12 protein-coding genes and 1 other RNA gene are annotated in these 13,750 nt (G+C 67.4%); 6 read left to right on the forward strand and 7 right to left on the reverse strand.

The features are described from left to right. Nucleotides 1-74: 74 nt before the first annotated feature. Complete coding sequence (locus ACK4MH_RS07955; protein ID WP_409716839.1) at nucleotides 75-695, reverse strand: inner membrane-spanning protein YciB; 621 nt, start codon at nucleotides 693-695, stop codon at nucleotides 75-77. A 1-nt stretch (nucleotide 696) separates the two neighbouring features. Beyond that, nucleotides 697-1,632: a signal recognition particle-docking protein FtsY gene (ftsY, locus tag ACK4MH_RS07960; protein WP_409716841.1), complete on the reverse strand. Its 936-nt coding sequence runs from the start codon at nucleotides 1,630-1,632 to the stop codon at nucleotides 697-699. 191 nt (nucleotides 1,633-1,823) lie between these two features. Here ftsY and ACK4MH_RS07965 point away from each other — a divergent pair, with 191 nt between their 5' ends. The 3 genes from ACK4MH_RS07965 to ACK4MH_RS07975 all read left to right on the forward strand — a co-directional run bounded on the left by ACK4MH_RS07965 (nucleotide 1,824) and on the right by ACK4MH_RS07975 (nucleotide 5,607). Next, on the forward strand, nucleotides 1,824-2,771 hold the full coding sequence (locus ACK4MH_RS07965; RefSeq protein ID WP_409716844.1) for an alpha/beta fold hydrolase: 948 nt from the start codon (nucleotides 1,824-1,826) through the stop codon (nucleotides 2,769-2,771). 9 nt (nucleotides 2,772-2,780) lie between these two features. Next, a complete protein-coding gene (locus ACK4MH_RS07970; RefSeq protein ID WP_409716846.1) occupies nucleotides 2,781-3,422 on the forward strand; it encodes a class I SAM-dependent methyltransferase in 642 nt (213 codons plus the stop codon). A gap of 88 nt (nucleotides 3,423-3,510) precedes the next feature. Beyond that, the gene (locus ACK4MH_RS07975) at nucleotides 3,511-5,607 is read left to right on the forward strand and encodes a PBP1A family penicillin-binding protein (protein WP_409716848.1); all 2,097 of its coding nucleotides are present in this window, start codon (nucleotides 3,511-3,513) and stop codon (nucleotides 5,605-5,607) included. A 51-nt stretch (nucleotides 5,608-5,658) separates the two neighbouring features. Here the strand turns inward: ACK4MH_RS07975 and ACK4MH_RS07980 are convergent, their stop codons facing one another. The 3 genes from ACK4MH_RS07980 to ACK4MH_RS07990 all read right to left on the reverse strand — a co-directional run bounded on the left by ACK4MH_RS07980 (nucleotide 5,659) and on the right by ACK4MH_RS07990 (nucleotide 8,349). Then, complete coding sequence (locus ACK4MH_RS07980) at nucleotides 5,659-6,381, reverse strand: M48 family metallopeptidase (protein WP_409716850.1); 723 nt, start codon at nucleotides 6,379-6,381, stop codon at nucleotides 5,659-5,661. Beyond that, nucleotides 6,347-7,627: a polyhydroxyalkanoate depolymerase gene (locus ACK4MH_RS07985; protein ID WP_409716852.1), complete on the reverse strand. Its 1,281-nt coding sequence runs from the start codon at nucleotides 7,625-7,627 to the stop codon at nucleotides 6,347-6,349. Before ACK4MH_RS07985 ends, ACK4MH_RS07980 begins: the two co-directional genes overlap by 35 nt. Nucleotides 7,628-7,725: 98 nt before the next feature. Continuing rightward, on the reverse strand, nucleotides 7,726-8,349 hold the full coding sequence (locus ACK4MH_RS07990; RefSeq protein WP_409716855.1) for an SCO family protein: 624 nt from the start codon (nucleotides 8,347-8,349) through the stop codon (nucleotides 7,726-7,728). Nucleotides 8,350-8,393: 44 nt separating this feature from the next. Here ACK4MH_RS07990 and ACK4MH_RS07995 point away from each other — a divergent pair, with 44 nt between their 5' ends. Continuing rightward, the gene (locus tag ACK4MH_RS07995; RefSeq protein WP_409716857.1) at nucleotides 8,394-9,875 is read left to right on the forward strand and encodes an ActS/PrrB/RegB family redox-sensitive histidine kinase; all 1,482 of its coding nucleotides are present in this window, start codon (nucleotides 8,394-8,396) and stop codon (nucleotides 9,873-9,875) included. Between the two features lie 87 nt (nucleotides 9,876-9,962). Then, nucleotides 9,963-10,517, forward strand: a complete 555-nt coding sequence (locus tag ACK4MH_RS08000; protein WP_135194551.1) for an ActR/PrrA/RegA family redox response regulator transcription factor — start codon at nucleotides 9,963-9,965, stop codon at nucleotides 10,515-10,517. Nucleotides 10,518-10,525: 8 nt separating this feature from the next. Here the strand turns inward: ACK4MH_RS08000 and ACK4MH_RS08005 are convergent, their stop codons facing one another. Together ACK4MH_RS08005 and ffs are read right to left on the reverse strand one after the other, a co-directional pair. Continuing rightward, the gene (locus tag ACK4MH_RS08005) at nucleotides 10,526-12,376 is read right to left on the reverse strand and encodes a DNA polymerase III subunit gamma/tau (protein ID WP_409716859.1); all 1,851 of its coding nucleotides are present in this window, start codon (nucleotides 12,374-12,376) and stop codon (nucleotides 10,526-10,528) included. 306 nt (nucleotides 12,377-12,682) lie between these two features. Then, nucleotides 12,683-12,778, reverse strand: an RNA gene (gene ffs, locus ACK4MH_RS08010) — signal recognition particle sRNA small type. Between the two features lie 48 nt (nucleotides 12,779-12,826). Between ffs and nudC the strand changes: the two genes are divergently transcribed. Then, complete coding sequence (gene nudC / locus ACK4MH_RS08015; protein WP_409716861.1) at nucleotides 12,827-13,747, forward strand: NAD(+) diphosphatase; 921 nt, start codon at nucleotides 12,827-12,829, stop codon at nucleotides 13,745-13,747. Nucleotides 13,748-13,750: the final 3 nt, after the last annotated feature.

A 13,750-nucleotide genomic window follows, 5' to 3' on the forward strand; every position in this document is an offset into this window, starting at 1 on the left:
CGTCCGAACACGTATCAGCTATGCTTTACGATTTGACGGGAAAAGCGCGTCGGTTCCGTGACAGTTCGCCAGAACTACAGCCCCGTATCGGGCGAGACGGGCGCGGGTTCCTCGTCCTTGATCATATGCTTCATGATGAAGAAGACCTGCCAGACGCCGAAGACGGCCGAGGCGATCCACAGGCCGCCGCGGAAGGCGACCCATGTGTCGTCCGACTGGGTGCGCCAGACGATCTCGTTGACGATGCAGACGGCCGCGAAATAGAGGCCGTAGCGCAGGGTCAGGCCGCGCCAGCCCAGGTCGGTGATCTTGATCGCGTCGCCCAGCAGATATTTGAACGGGTATCGACCCATCGGCAGCGAACCCAGCAGCACGACCGCCAGCAGACCGTTCTGGATCGACAGCTTGATCTTCAACAGGTTCGGGTCGTGGAACACGATGGTCAGAACGCCGAAGATCAGGGCGAAGCCGCCCGTCAGCAGGGGCAGGGGCGCCAGTCGCCGTTCCACCGCATAGCCGACGATCAGCGCGATGGCTGAGGCGCCCACCAGCACCCAGGTCGCCTGAACCAGCGCCTCCTGCCCGTCCAAGCCGCGCGCGAAGCGGTTGACGGCGTAGGCGGCCATGAAGGCGACCAGGGCGCCGAAATCGACGGCCTGGCGGATGTTGGAGGCCTTGCGCGGTGTCTCGGTCATGTCAGTCTTCCAGTCCCACCAGCGAGCGGGAGAAGGCGCGCGCATCGAACGGTTGCAGGTCCTCGACGCTTTCGCCCACGCCGATCAGCATCAGGGGGGCGTCGGACGCCTGGGCCACGGGGACCAGAACGCCGCCCCGCGCCGTGCCGTCCAGCTTGGTCATGACGATGCCGGTGACGAAGGCGGTGCGGCCGAAGATCTGTTCCTGGGCCAGGGCGTTGCGGCCCACCGTGGCGTCCAGCACCAGCAGGGTGTCGTGCGGCGCCTCGGGATCGATTTTCTTGAGCACCCGCACGATCTTGAGCAGTTCGTCCATCAGGGCGGACTTGTTCTGCAATCGCCCGGCCGTGTCGATCAGGACGACGTCGAACCCTTCCGCCTTGGCCTTGGTATAGGCGTCGAAGGCTAGGCCGGCGGCGTCGGCGCCGTCGCGGCGGCTCTCGAAATGGGCGCCGGCGCGTTCGGACCAGACCTTGAGCTGTTCGCGGGCGGCGGCGCGGAAGGTGTCGCCGGCGACGATCATCACCTTAGCCCCCTTGGCCGTCAGGTCGGCGGCGATCTTGCCCAGGGTCGTGGTCTTGCCCGAGCCGTTCACCCCGACGAACAGGACGACATAGGGTTTGGGTCCGTTCAGCGGATCGAAGGTCGCCTGGCGCGGCGACAGCTCGGCGGCGACGGCCTCGGCCAACGCCTCCTTGACCTCATGTTCCTGGGCGTCCTTGCCGAACTTGAGCGTGCGGAAGCGTTCGACGATGCGGGCGGAGGCGGCCGGGCCGAGATCGCTTTCCAGCAGATGCTCTTCCAGCTGCTCCAGCGAGGCCTCGGACAAGGGTTCCTTGACGAAGGTGGCGACGACCTGATCGGTCATCTGTTTGGAGGAGCGCGAGAGCCCAGCGGACAGGCGCTGGAACCAGCCCTTTTTCGGCGTGTCGGTCATGAGATGGCTTTAGCCGGGGCGAAGGCGAACGTCATCCGCATTCGCAAGATCGAGCAGAGTGAAAAGACGTTTAGGCCCCGAGACAAAAAAAGAGGAGCGCGCAAGGCCGCCGTCGCCTTCCCCTGTCTGTCTCGGCGGGGTTATGTCTTGTTCGAAGAACGCCGCTCAGGTCGTCCAAGGGAAGTTTCGCCATGTTCCGCATCCTCGCCATCGCCGCCGCCATGTTGGGCGCGCCGGCTATCGTCTCGGCCCAGGACGGGCACGGGACACATCCCGAACACGGCCACAGCCACGCCGCCTTCGTCTCCGACCGGATACATGTCCGTGTCGATGGCGACACCGACGGGCGCGACATCATCCTGATCCCCGGCCTCAGCTCCTCGCCTGAAATCTGGCAGGGCACGGTCGACCATCTGACGGCCCAGGACGGCGTGGGCTGGCGCGTTCACCGCATCCACGTCCAGGGCTTCTCCGGCGCGCCGGCCGAGGGCAACGCCCAGGGCGTGACGCCCAGCCCCGTGGCGGCGCCAGTCGCCGAGGAGATCGCCCGCTACATTCGCGAGCAGGGGCTGATCAAGCCGGCCGTGGTCGGACATTCGATGGGCGGGACCATCGGCATGATGCTGGCCGCGCGCCATCCCGACAGCGTGGGCCGGCTGATGGTCGTGGACATGATCCCGTTCATGGGGGCGATGTTCGGCGCGCCAGGCGCGACGGCCGAGAGCGTGACCCCCGTCGCCGACCAGATCTGGACCGCCCAATCCACCAGCCCGCGCGAGGTCTATGTCGCCCAGGCCACGACCAGCATCAACGGCATGATCAACACCGAAAGCCGCCGCGCCCAAGCGTTGGAGGACATGCGCGAGAGCGACCAGAAGGTCTCCGCCGCCGCCTTCCGCGAACTGGTCACCACCGACCTGCGTCCAGAACTGTCGCGCATCACCGCCCCGACCGAGGTGCTGTACGTCAAGTTCAACGATGCGCGCATGACGCCCCAGATCACCGACGCCATCTATCAGGCCTCGTTCGCCAATCTGAAAGGCGTCGAACTGAAGCGCATCGACGACAGCGCCCACTTCATCATGTTCGACCAGCCCCAGGCCTTCTACGCCGACCTGGACGCCTTCCTGGCCCAGTGAGGTCAGTCGATGACCCATCCGGCCGCGAAACGGATCGTCGGCCTTTATCAGGACAGGGCCGACGACTGGATCACAGACCGGGGCGCGGTCCTGCATCCCGGCGAGGGCGGGCTGGACGAGGCCGCTTGGCTTGACCGTTTCGTCGAAGGACTGCCCAAGGCGGCTTCCATCCTGGACGTGGGATGCGGATCGGGCTGGCCTATCGGCGCCGCATTGCTGGAGCGCGGCTTCGAAGTCATGGGGCTGGATGCGTCGCCGGCTCTGGTCGCCCACGCCCAGACCACCCTGCCGACAGGCGTATGGGCGACGGCGGATATGCGAGAGCCTCTGCCGGATCGTCGGTTCGACGGCGTTCTGGCCTGGCACAGCCTGTTTCACCTCAGCCCTGAAGAGCAGCAGCGCGTGCTGCCGGAACTGGCGCGCTGCGTCGCCGACGGCGGGCGGCTGATGTTCACCTCGGGACCGGCGCATGGCGAGACGATCGGCGCCTGGCGGGGCGAGCCGCTGTATCACGCCAGCCTGGACCCCGAGGCCTATCGCGCCCTGCTGATCGACGCCGGTTTGACCATCGACGGCGACGGGGCGAAAACGGGTGTCTGGCTGGCCCGACGCGCCTTTCTTTCGGCGAAATGGCCGCTCACGATCCCGTGAAGTCGGTGGGACCGTTTCGGCGGTCGTTCATACGCGATACACAGCCTCTGAACGAAAACCCGCCCAGGGCGGCATCTGAAGGATAGTCATGGCGGGTCCAGTTAACGCGGGCGGACAACAGGCCCAGGGCAGGCCTCGCCGGTCGGCCTGGCAACGGCTGTTCTACTGGAGCGCGGTTCTGGCGGTCTGGGGGCTGATCTTCCTGGTCGTTTTCTTCGCCGTCTTCGCGCGCGGCCTGCCGGACACGTCGAGCCTGTACCAGGTCGATCGCCAGCCCTCGATCACCTATCTGGACCGTAACGGCGCCCTGATCGCGACCCGAGGCACGCAGATGGCGCCGCCCGCCGATCTCGACAGCCTGCCCGACTATGTGCCGGCGGCCTTCATCGCCATCGAGGACCGCCGCTTCTACAACCACCCCGGTTTCGACCCGATCGGCATGGCCCGCGCCATGGTGACGAACATGCGCGCCGGCCGCGTGGTTCAGGGCGGTTCCACCCTGACGCAGCAACTGGCCAAGAACCTGTTCCTGACGCCCGACCAGAACATGCGCCGCAAGGTGCAGGAGCTGATGCTGGCCGTCTGGCTGGAGATGAAATTCTCCAAGAAGGAGATCCTGGCCCTTTATCTGAACCGGGTCTATTTCGGCGCCGGCGCCTATGGGATCGAGGCTGCGTCTCAGCGGTATTTCGACAAGTCGGCCAAGAACCTGACCGTGGGCGAGGCCGCGCTGCTGGCCGGCCTGCTAAAGGCGCCGTCGCGCTATTCGCCTGTGTCCGAGAGCGAGCGCGCCGCCGCCCGCGCCACCGTCGTGCTTAACGAGATGGAAGAGGCCGGCGTCATCACCGCCGCCCAGCGCGAACAGGCCGTGACCCAGCCGGTCATCGTTTCGCGGACGCTTGCGACCCAGCACGCCCAGTATTTCATCGACTGGCTGGACAAGTCGATCCGCAGCCTGGTCGGCGAACCGACCGAGGACATGGTGGTCGAGACCACCCTGGACCTGACGCTGCAGACCTCGGCCGAGCGGTCGGTGCGTCGCATCCTGGATCGCGACGAAGGCAAGGGCGTGCAGCAGGCGGCGCTGGTCGCGCTGGACGGCGACGGCCGGGTGCGCGCCATGATCGGCGGCGCCTCCTATGCCGACAGCCAGTTCAACCGCGCCGTTGATGCGAAACGCCAGGCGGGTTCGGCCTTCAAGCCCTTCGTCTATCTGGCGGCGGTCGAGGCCGGCTATACGCCCCAGACCCCGGTGGTCGATCAGCCGATCACCATCGGCAACTGGTCGCCCCGCAACTATTCAGGCACCTTCAGCGGCAATATGACCTTGGCCCAGGCCGTGGCCCAGTCGACCAATACGGTCGCGGCCTATGTCGCCGATCAGGTCGGTCGCGACAGCGTGGCCCGCGCCGCGCGCCGCCTGGGCATCGAAAGCCGCATCGGCCTGGAGCCGGCCATGGCCCTGGGCGCGGTTGAGGTCTCGCCGCTGGAGATGGCCACCGCCTATGACGCCTTCGCCAACGGCGGCCGTCGGGTGGACGCCTATGGCATCAGCCGCATCCGCACGCCCCAGGGCCGCGTCATCTATCAGCGCCAGTCGGGCCAGAGCGGCCAGGCGATCAACAATCCGTCGCTGTATTACATGAACCAGATGCTGCGCGGGGTCATGACCTCGGGCACCGGGCGCAGCGCGGCCATCGCCGGGCGCGACCTGGCGGGCAAGTCGGGCACGACCTCGGACTACAAGGACGCCTGGTTCGTCGGCTACACCGGCGGCTTCGTCACCGCCGTCTGGGTGGGCAAGGACGACAATACCGCCATGCGCGGCGTGACCGGCGGCTCTTCGCCCGCCGCCATCTGGAAAGGCTTCATGGAGGCGGCCCTGCCGCGCCTGAACGCCCCCCGCATCCCCGACGGTCCGGCCATGCCCGAGGGCTGGGTCGCGCCCGATCCGGTCGGCGACCTGATGAGCGGCCTGGACCAGAACGGCCTGCCGGTGGAACCCGTCGATCCTCTGCTGGGCCAACCCTATGTCGAAGACCCGGAGGCGCCGGTCCAGCAGCCGTCCTCCAACCAGCCGATGATGCGTCCAAATGCGCCTCAGCCGGCGCCGCGCGACACGCCGGACCAGCAGCCGGAAGGCCGCCAGCCGCCTGAACGCAGGGGCGACGCCCTGTTCTTCTGATTGCTTCCTTCTCTCCATTGCTTTGTGATGGGGAGAAGGCTGTTGAAGATCCTACCGCCCCACGGCGTGCAGGGCGCCGCCGTAGTCCTTCAGCCATTTGCGCCATGGCTTGTGATCCCCGACCAGACGTTCGACCACGGACCAGTAGGCCGGGCTGTGGTCGGCGTGGACCAGGTGGGCGACCTCGTGGGCGGCCAGGTAGTCGATGACCGGGGGCGGGGCCATGATGACGCGCCAGGAATAGCGGATGGTGCGGTTGTGCGGACTGCACGAGCCCCAGCGCGACCGGGTGTCGGCAATCGACATCTTCACCGGCTTCTGACCCAGGGCGCGCAGGTGGTGGTCGGTGCGTTCCAGCAGGGTGTCGCGCGCCTCGCGCTTCAGCAGGTTCTCGACCCGTCTCGCATAGGCCTCGCCCTCGCCGCCCGAGCGGATGACCGCGCCCTCCTCGACCAGCCGCGCCGCGCCGGCGCCGGGCACGGCTTCCAGCCGCACGGGACGGCCGCGCAGGGAAATGACCTGACCGGGCTCCAGCGGCCGACCCTTGGGCCGCACCGCCAGCCGTTGGCTGATCCAGACGGCCTTGGTGCGGGCGAAGGCGACAGCCTGTATGAGGCCGCGCTCGGTCGGAGCGATGACCACAGCCTCGCCCGCCCGCGCATCGATCCGCACCGACAGGCGCCGGGCGCGCGGATTGACGGACAGTCTCAGGACGGGGCCGGAGCCGACCCCGCTTTCGTCAAGCGGCAGCCGCTGATCGTTGCGGTACGCCACCGACGGCCTCGTTCTTGGCGATGAAATCGCGGACGCGGGGATAGATCTCGTCACGGAAGCGACGCCCGTTGAACACGCCGTAATGGCCCACGCCCGGCTGGACATAGAGCACGCGGCGATCCTCGGGGATATTGGGGCACAGGCCATGGGCGGCCTGGGTCTGGCCGACGCCCGAGATGTCGTCCTTCTCGCCCTCGACGGTCATCAGGCCGATGTCGGTGATCTTGGACAGATCGACCTTGCGCCCGCGATGTTCCAAGAGGCCGCGCGCCAGCAGATGTTGCTGGAAGACGATGTCGATGGTCTGGAGATAGAACTCCTCGGTCAGGTCCAGCACCGACAGATATTCGTCGTAGAATTCCTCGTGCTTGTCGACCCCGTCGCCGTCGCCGTCGATCAGGCTATTGAAATAGTCCCAGTGGGCGTCGCGGTGGCGCGCCTCATTCATCGACATGAAGCTGTAGAGCTGGACGAAGCCCGGATAGACGCGCCGCCCAAACCCGGAATAGGGCAGGGGCACGGTGTGGATCATGTTCGACCTGAACCAGGTGAAGGGCTTTTCCTCCGCCAGCTGGTTGGTCACGGTCGGCGACAGGCGCGCATCGATGGGCGAACCCATGAAGGTCATGGACAGGGGCCGGTTCTCGTCGCCGTCCTCGGCCATCACCGCGCCGGCGGCCAGGACCGGCGGGCCGGGCTGGCACACGCCGACGACATGGGCGCGCCCGCCGATCTCGGCCAGCATCATGCGGACGTGGTCGATATAGTCGAAGAAGTCGAACCGGCCCTCCAGCATCGGCACCTGCCGCGCATTGACCCAGTCGGTGACATAGACGTCGTGGTCCTGAAGGAAGGCCTCGACCGTGCCGCGCAACAGGGTGGCGTAGTGGCCCGACAGCGGGGCCACGATCAGGACGGCAGGCGCGGCCACGGGTTTGCCCGCACGTTTCAGGTCGCCGATATTGCGCGCGAACCGGACCAGGCGGCACCAGGGGCTTTGCCAGATCACCTGTTCGGTTGTGCGGACGGTCTTGCCGCCGACATCAATGGTTTCCAGCTTCCAGTCCGGCTTGCCGTATCGCCGCGTGACGCTCTCGAACAGTTCGGCCGAGGCGTAGGCCGTGCGCCCGATGGCGGTGTCCGAAGCCAGGTTGAATGGGGAGGTCCAGAAGCGCCGGGCCATCTGTGCGCCGACCCGGAACGGCAGGGCCGATTGGTAGGCGAGTTCATGAAATGCGTAGAGCATGACGATCCGTTACGGCCCATCGCCGTTTGTGCAGGGCAACATATAATGCATCACCCTGCAAAAGGATTATGGGATCGTCCTTATCCGGCGCGTTTCCTTCAGCCCCGCGCGATGGCGTCCTCAATGATCTTGGTCGTCTTGTCCGGCCCCATCCCATAGGCGACGGCGGTGCGGAACTTGCCGTCCGGCCCCATCAGATAGACCGTCAGCGAGTGGTTCATCGTATAGGCCTCGCCCTCACCGACCTTCTCGTAGAAGGCGCGATAAGCCTTGGCCGCCGTCGCCACCTGTTCCGGCGTGCCGGTCAGACCAATGGTCCCCTTGGGAAAGCCGTCGGACGACAGATAGTCCTTCAGCGCCTGGGGCGTGTCGCGCTGGGGATCGACGCTGACGAAGACGATCTGCAGATCCTTGGCCTTTTCGCCCAACCGCTGCTGCACGACGGCCATTTCCGCTAGAGTCGTGGGGCAGAACTCGGGGCAGTAGGTGAAGCCGAAGAAGACTAGGCTCCACTTGCCGTTCATCATCGTCTGATCGACCGGCTGTCCGTCCTGATTGACCAGCTCGAAATCGCCGCCAACCAGGGGCTGGCCGGTCGATGTGATCTCAGCGCCGTTCGGCGTGGCGCTGCGTCCGCTCACCACAACCACGGTGATGATGGCCAGGGCCACGGCGATGGCGATACAGGCGCCCGCGAACAGCAGGATAGAACGACGCGGCATGACGGTCTCTCACGAAACGGATGTGATCGGTCTATAGAAGCGGTGTGACCTCGACAGAAGCCCGCATGGCGCCGCACGGCGCATCATCCCCCCAACGTCTGGCTTCCGAGCCGCTGGACGGGTGGACCGACGCGCCGCGTCGGGGGCGGGGCTTTTCGCTGCGAACCCTGATCGTGCTGCGCTGGCTGACCATCGTGGGGCAAAGTGCGGCGATCCTGACGGCGCATCAGGGTCTGCACTTCCCCCTGCCGCTCTGGCCTTGTCTGATCGTCATCGCCATCAGCGCGGCGGTGAACGTGGGCGCCATGGCGCGGGTGCGGCGGCTGGAGGCCAGCCTGCCCGACGGGCGCCTGACGGCGATCCACCTGGGCTTCGACATTTTCCAACTGGGGATTCTGTTGGGTTTGACCGGCGGTCTGGAGAACCCCTTCTGCCTGCTGCTGGTCGCGCCCGTGACCATCGCGGCGGCGGCCCTGCCGGGGCGCCAGGCCCTGATGCTGGGTCTGCTAGCCCTGATCGCGGTCGGGGTGCTGTTCTTCTGGTCCGAGCCGCTGCCGTGGCGCCCGCACGAAAACTTCCACCTGCCGACCCTTTATCGGCTGGGCATGGCGATGGCCCTAGTGACCGGGGTGGTCTTCACCGCCGGATACGCCTGGCGGGTGGCGGCCGATGCGGAGAAGCTGGAACTGGCCCTGGCCACGACCCAGGACGTGTTGCAACGCGAACAACGGCTGGCGGCCTTGGGCGGGCTGGCGGCGGCGGCGGCGCACGAGCTGGGCACGCCGCTGGCGACCATTCAGGTCGTCGCCAAGGAGCTTCAGCGCGCCTCGCCCCCTGACAGCGACGCGGCCGAGGACGCCGCCCTGATCCTGCAGCAGGCCGAGCGGTGCCGGGGCATACTGACCCAGCTGTCGCAACAGCCCGAGGGCGACGACGCCCTCTATGCCGACGTGTCGTTGAAGGCCCTGCTGGAAGAGGTGGTGGAGCCCCACCGCGGCTTCGACCTGGCGTTCGAGGTGCTGGTGAAAACCCCGCCCGGCCAGCCCGCGCCGCGCGTGCGACGCCTGCCCGAGGTGGTCCACGGCCTGTCCACCCTGGTCGAGAACGCCGCCGACTTCGCCGCGACCACCGTGCGGGTCCAGGCCGTGGTCGACGCCGGCTGGATCGAGATCGACATTCTCGACGACGGTCCTGGCTTCGCCAGCGACATCCTGCCCCGCCTGGGCGAGCCCTATGTGACCAGCCGGCCCCAAGGCAAGGCGCGCCAGGCCTTGGCCGCCCAGATCGCCGCCGCCGCCCGCCCGTCGAAGCGCCGGCCGCCCATGGCTGGAGTAGCCGAAACGCCCATCGCCCCCAGCCAGGGCGGCATGGGCCTGGGCTTCTTCATCGCCCGCACCCTGCTGGAACGCACCGGCGGCTCGGTCAGCGTGGGCCAGGGGCTTACTCAGTCCGAGGGCAAGGGGGCGTCACGCGGCGCCCGGGTGGCCGTGCGGTGGGCGCGACCGGCGCTGGAGGTCGCGGCATGACCGGATTAGGTCTTAGCGTCGCAGGCGGAACCTTGGCCTTGACCCACACGCTACCCGTCCCGACTTGAAACGGCAGGAGAGAAACGCATGTCCGAACTAGAAGCCCGCATCGCCGCCCTGCCCGACAAGTCCCTGCTGCTGCTGGACGACGACCAGGCCCTGCGCACCCGCATGGGTCGCGCGCTGGAGGCGCGCGGCTTTCAGGTGACGACCGCCGAGTCCGTCGCTGAGGCGACGCAGTTGCTGCGCGACAAGGCCCCGGCCTTCGCCGTGCTCGACATGCGGCTTGAGGACGGCAACGGCCTGAAGGTCGTCGAGGCCGTGCGCGAAAAGCGCGAGGACGCCCGCATCGTCATGCTGACCGGTTACGGCGCCATCGCCACAGCGGTCGCGGCGGTCAAGGCCGGCGCCGTCGATTATCTGTCCAAACCCGCCGACGCCGACGACGTGGTCAAGGCCTTACTGGCGACCGGCGATTCGCCCGAGCCGCCCGAAAATCCCATGAGCGCCGACCGGGTCCGCTGGGAACATATCCAGCGTGTCTACGAGCTGTGCGACCACAATGTCTCGGAAACCGCCCGCCGCCTGGGCATGCACCGCCGCACCCTGCAACGCATCCTCGCCAAGCGCGCGCCGCGATAACGCCCCGCCTAATCCTCGTCGTCGTCCTCGACCACGTCGGGGATTTCGGGGGTGACGACGGTAGGGGCGATGGTCTTGATCTCGCCCAGCTTGGCGCCGGGGAAGGCCAGCATCACCGCCTTGATGAAGGGGTTGGCCTCGACCTCGGCGCGTTCGGCGGCGCGATCCTTTTTCTGGCGTTCTATCACCGTCTCGGCGCCGCCCTGCCCATTCGCTGCGATCAGCCAGGTGCGCCCAGTCCATTCGCGCAGGCGGGCGGACAGTTTGCGCGCCAGTTCGATCGGCGCGCCCTGGACGCTTTCATAGACGATGGCGCCGGGCTTGAACGAGACCGGCTTCACATACCGTTCCACATCCATCTGAAGCCCGACCTCGCGTTTCTCGCCGATCAGGGCGACGACCTGTTCGAAGGTCTGAGGATCGGGCAGGGCGGGGGCCATGACGGGGCGAGCGGCCAGTTGCGCCGATGTTCCGCCGCCGCCCCCGCTACCCCGAGGCGCCGAGCCGCCGCCCAGCGGTTCGCCCGACTGCAGCCGCTTCAACGCTTCTTCCGGACCTGGAAGGTCGGCAGCGTAGGCCAAGCGGACGATGGCCATCTCCACGGCGTCGGCGGGATTGGGCGCACGCCGCACCTCGTCCAGCGCCTTCAGCAGCATCTGCCACGTCCGCGACAGGGTCGCCGCCGGAATGGCCGCGCCCAGCGCCGCGAGCTTCTGCGCCTGATCATTCGGCAACCGCGTCGCGTTCGAACCCAGCATCTTGGCGACCGACGCCGCATGGCAATGTTCCAGCAGGTCGTTCGTCACCTGCACCGGATCGGCGCCGAAGCCGTACAGGGTGCGGAAACTCTCCAGCGCCTCCGGCGTGCGGCCGGCCATGACGCTCTCGAACAGGGCGATGGTCTGGGTCCGGTCGGCCAGCCCCAGCATGTCTCGCACGGTCTCGGTCCTGACCGTCTCGCCCCGCTCGGCCTGGACCAGGGCCTGGTCCAGCAAGCTCAACCCGTCGCGCACCGACCCCTCGGCCGCGCGAGAGATCAGGGCCAGGGCGTCGGTCTCGATCTTCATGCCTTCACGGTCGGCGATCCGGCCCAGATGCTCGACCAGGATCTCGGGCTCGACCCGACGCAGGTCGAACCTCTGGCAGCGGCTCAGGATCGTCACCGGCACCTTGCGGATCTCGGTGGTGGCGAAGATGAATTTGGCGTGGGGCGGCGGCTCTTCCAGCGTTTTCAGCAGGGCGTTGAACGCCTGCGTCGACAACATGTGGACCTCGTCCAGCACATAGACCTTGTAGCGCGCCTCGACCGGCGCATAACGGACGCTCTCCAGGATGTCGCGGATGTCGTTGACGCCGGTGTGGGACGCGGCGTCCATCTCCATCACGTCCATATGCTGGCCGGCCATAATGGCGGCGTCGTGCCGGCCGTGGGCGGTCAGGGTCAGGGACGGCCGGTCGATGACGTCGGTCTCGTTGTTCAGGGCGCGGGCCAGGAGGCGGGCGGTGGTCGTCTTGCCGACGCCCCGCACCCCGGTCAGCATGAAGGCGTGGGCGATGCGGCCGGTGGCGAAGGCGTTGGTCAGGGTGCGCACCATCGCCTCCTGACCGATCAGGTCTTCGAACGTGCGCGGCCGGTATTTGCGCGCCAGCACCTGATAGGCGGACCCGTCGTCGGCGTGGGATTGGACATCGGCATGTGCGGGGGCGGGCTTGGCGACGACGGGCGCAGCAATGGGCGCCGCGACCGGCTCAGGCGCCGGAGCGGGCGCGCCGAACATGTCGTCGGTGTTCTCGTCGCGCTGGACGACCTCGTCCTCTTCCCAAGGCGGGCCGTCGAGATTCGTGTCGCTGTCCGTCATGGATGGCAGTCTTACAGCGGGTCAGGGGCGGGTAGAAGTGATTCAATCTCCCTTCTCCCCTTGGGGGAGAAGGTGGGCCCGAAGGGCTCGGATGAGGGGGTTCTGTCCGCCTCGCTGACGGTGAGTGGGGTCCTGCGTCTGGCAGCCCCCTCATCCGTCTCGCTCCGCGAGCCACCTTCTCCCCCGAGGGGAGAAGGGAGGCGAACCAGACGCGCTCAAGCAGCAAAGCGGCCCATCGCGATGCGTTAGCGCACAACCGCGCTCAAGCAGCGAGCCGCCGCGCGGCGAGCGTTAGCGCAAAAAAGAGAGAAGTAGAGACCGCGACCCGAAGGGGAATTCGTTGTGGCTGCTGCCTTCCGGCCCTGACCAAGTTGGCGAAACCTTCGCCCGCGATCTCCAAGCGGAGATATGACGGGTGCGGCCGTCGGAATCAAGAGCTACAAAACCCGCATGGCCCATCAGAACACCTTCGCCGGCAATCCGCTCGATCGCGCCGGCGACCTGCGCAACGATCCCGAATGGCTGGCCCGGCAGGAGGCCAATCCCGAGGCCCAGGCCATGGTCCTGTGGGAAGGGCGTCCCCTGATCGAAGAGACGGCCGACGGGCCGCGCCTGGCCTGGCTGTCGCTGAAACACGCGCGCGACATCGTGCCGGATCGCGATGTCTTTCTGGGCCTGTGGGATGCGGCGCCCGTCTTCGCCATCGAGTTCGAAGGCTCCATCGACCCCACCGACGGGCCGCTGGCCGGCGTCGGCGCCTTTCATGAGTTGCGCTCGGCGGCGGCGATCCTGCCGTCGGCGGACGCGGCCATGGCGGGCGGGGCCAAGAGCCTGTTCGACTGGCGGCGCAAACACGGCTTCTGCGCCAACTGCGGCACGCTGAGCGAAACGGCCTCGGGCGGATGGAAACGCCGTTGCCCGGCCTGTGGGACCGAGCATTTCCCGCGCGTCGATCCGGTTACCATCATGCTGCCGGTCTACAAGGGCGGCGCCGAACCCATCTGCCTGCTGGGCCGTCAGGCGGCCTGGCCCGAGGGGCGGATGTCGGCTCTGGCCGGTTTTCTGGAGCCCGGTGAATCCATCGAGGAGGCCTGCGCCCGCGAGGTCAAGGAAGAGGCCGGCCTGACCGTGATCGCCACCGCCTACCACTCCAGCCAGCCCTGGCCCTTCCCGTCGCAATTGATGATCGGCCTGATCGCCGAGGTCTCTGACGACCAGGCTCGGCCAGACCAGACCGAGCTGGAGTCCGTCGCCTGGCTGACGCGAGCCGAGGCGCGAGCGGTGCTGGCCGGCGAGCACCCGACCATTCAGGCCCCGCCGCCTTTCGCCATCGCCCACAGCCTGATCAAGGCCTGGGTCGAGGAAGCGTAATCT

It is taken from the genome of Brevundimonas sp., from assembly GCF_046295075.1.
GTDB lineage: Bacteria > Pseudomonadota > Alphaproteobacteria > Caulobacterales > Caulobacteraceae > Brevundimonas.

Bases quoted from the DNA above. Each gene is read 5' to 3' on its own strand.
- ACK4MH_RS08000 (WP_135194551.1), top strand. From the start codon at position 9,963: ATGTCCGAACTAGAAGCCCGCATCGCCGCCCTGCCCGACAAGTCCCTG.
- ACK4MH_RS07970 (WP_409716846.1), top strand. From the start codon at position 2,781: ATGACCCATCCGGCCGCGAAACGGATCGTCGGCCTTTATCAGGACAGG.
- ACK4MH_RS07990 (WP_409716855.1), bottom strand. From the start codon at position 8,349: ATGCCGCGTCGTTCTATCCTGCTGTTCGCGGGCGCCTGTATCGCCATC.
- ACK4MH_RS07955 (WP_409716839.1), bottom strand. From the start codon at position 695: ATGACCGAGACACCGCGCAAGGCCTCCAACATCCGCCAGGCCGTCGAT.
- nudC (WP_409716861.1), top strand. From the start codon at position 12,827: ATGGCCCATCAGAACACCTTCGCCGGCAATCCGCTCGATCGCGCCGGC.
- ACK4MH_RS07985 (WP_409716852.1), bottom strand. From the start codon at position 7,627: ATGCTCTACGCATTTCATGAACTCGCCTACCAATCGGCCCTGCCGTTC.
- ACK4MH_RS08005 (WP_409716859.1), bottom strand. From the start codon at position 12,376: ATGACGGACAGCGACACGAATCTCGACGGCCCGCCTTGGGAAGAGGAC.
- ACK4MH_RS07965 (WP_409716844.1), top strand. From the start codon at position 1,824: ATGTTCCGCATCCTCGCCATCGCCGCCGCCATGTTGGGCGCGCCGGCT.
- ftsY (WP_409716841.1), bottom strand. From the start codon at position 1,632: ATGACCGACACGCCGAAAAAGGGCTGGTTCCAGCGCCTGTCCGCTGGG.
- ACK4MH_RS07975 (WP_409716848.1), top strand. From the start codon at position 3,511: ATGGCGGGTCCAGTTAACGCGGGCGGACAACAGGCCCAGGGCAGGCCT.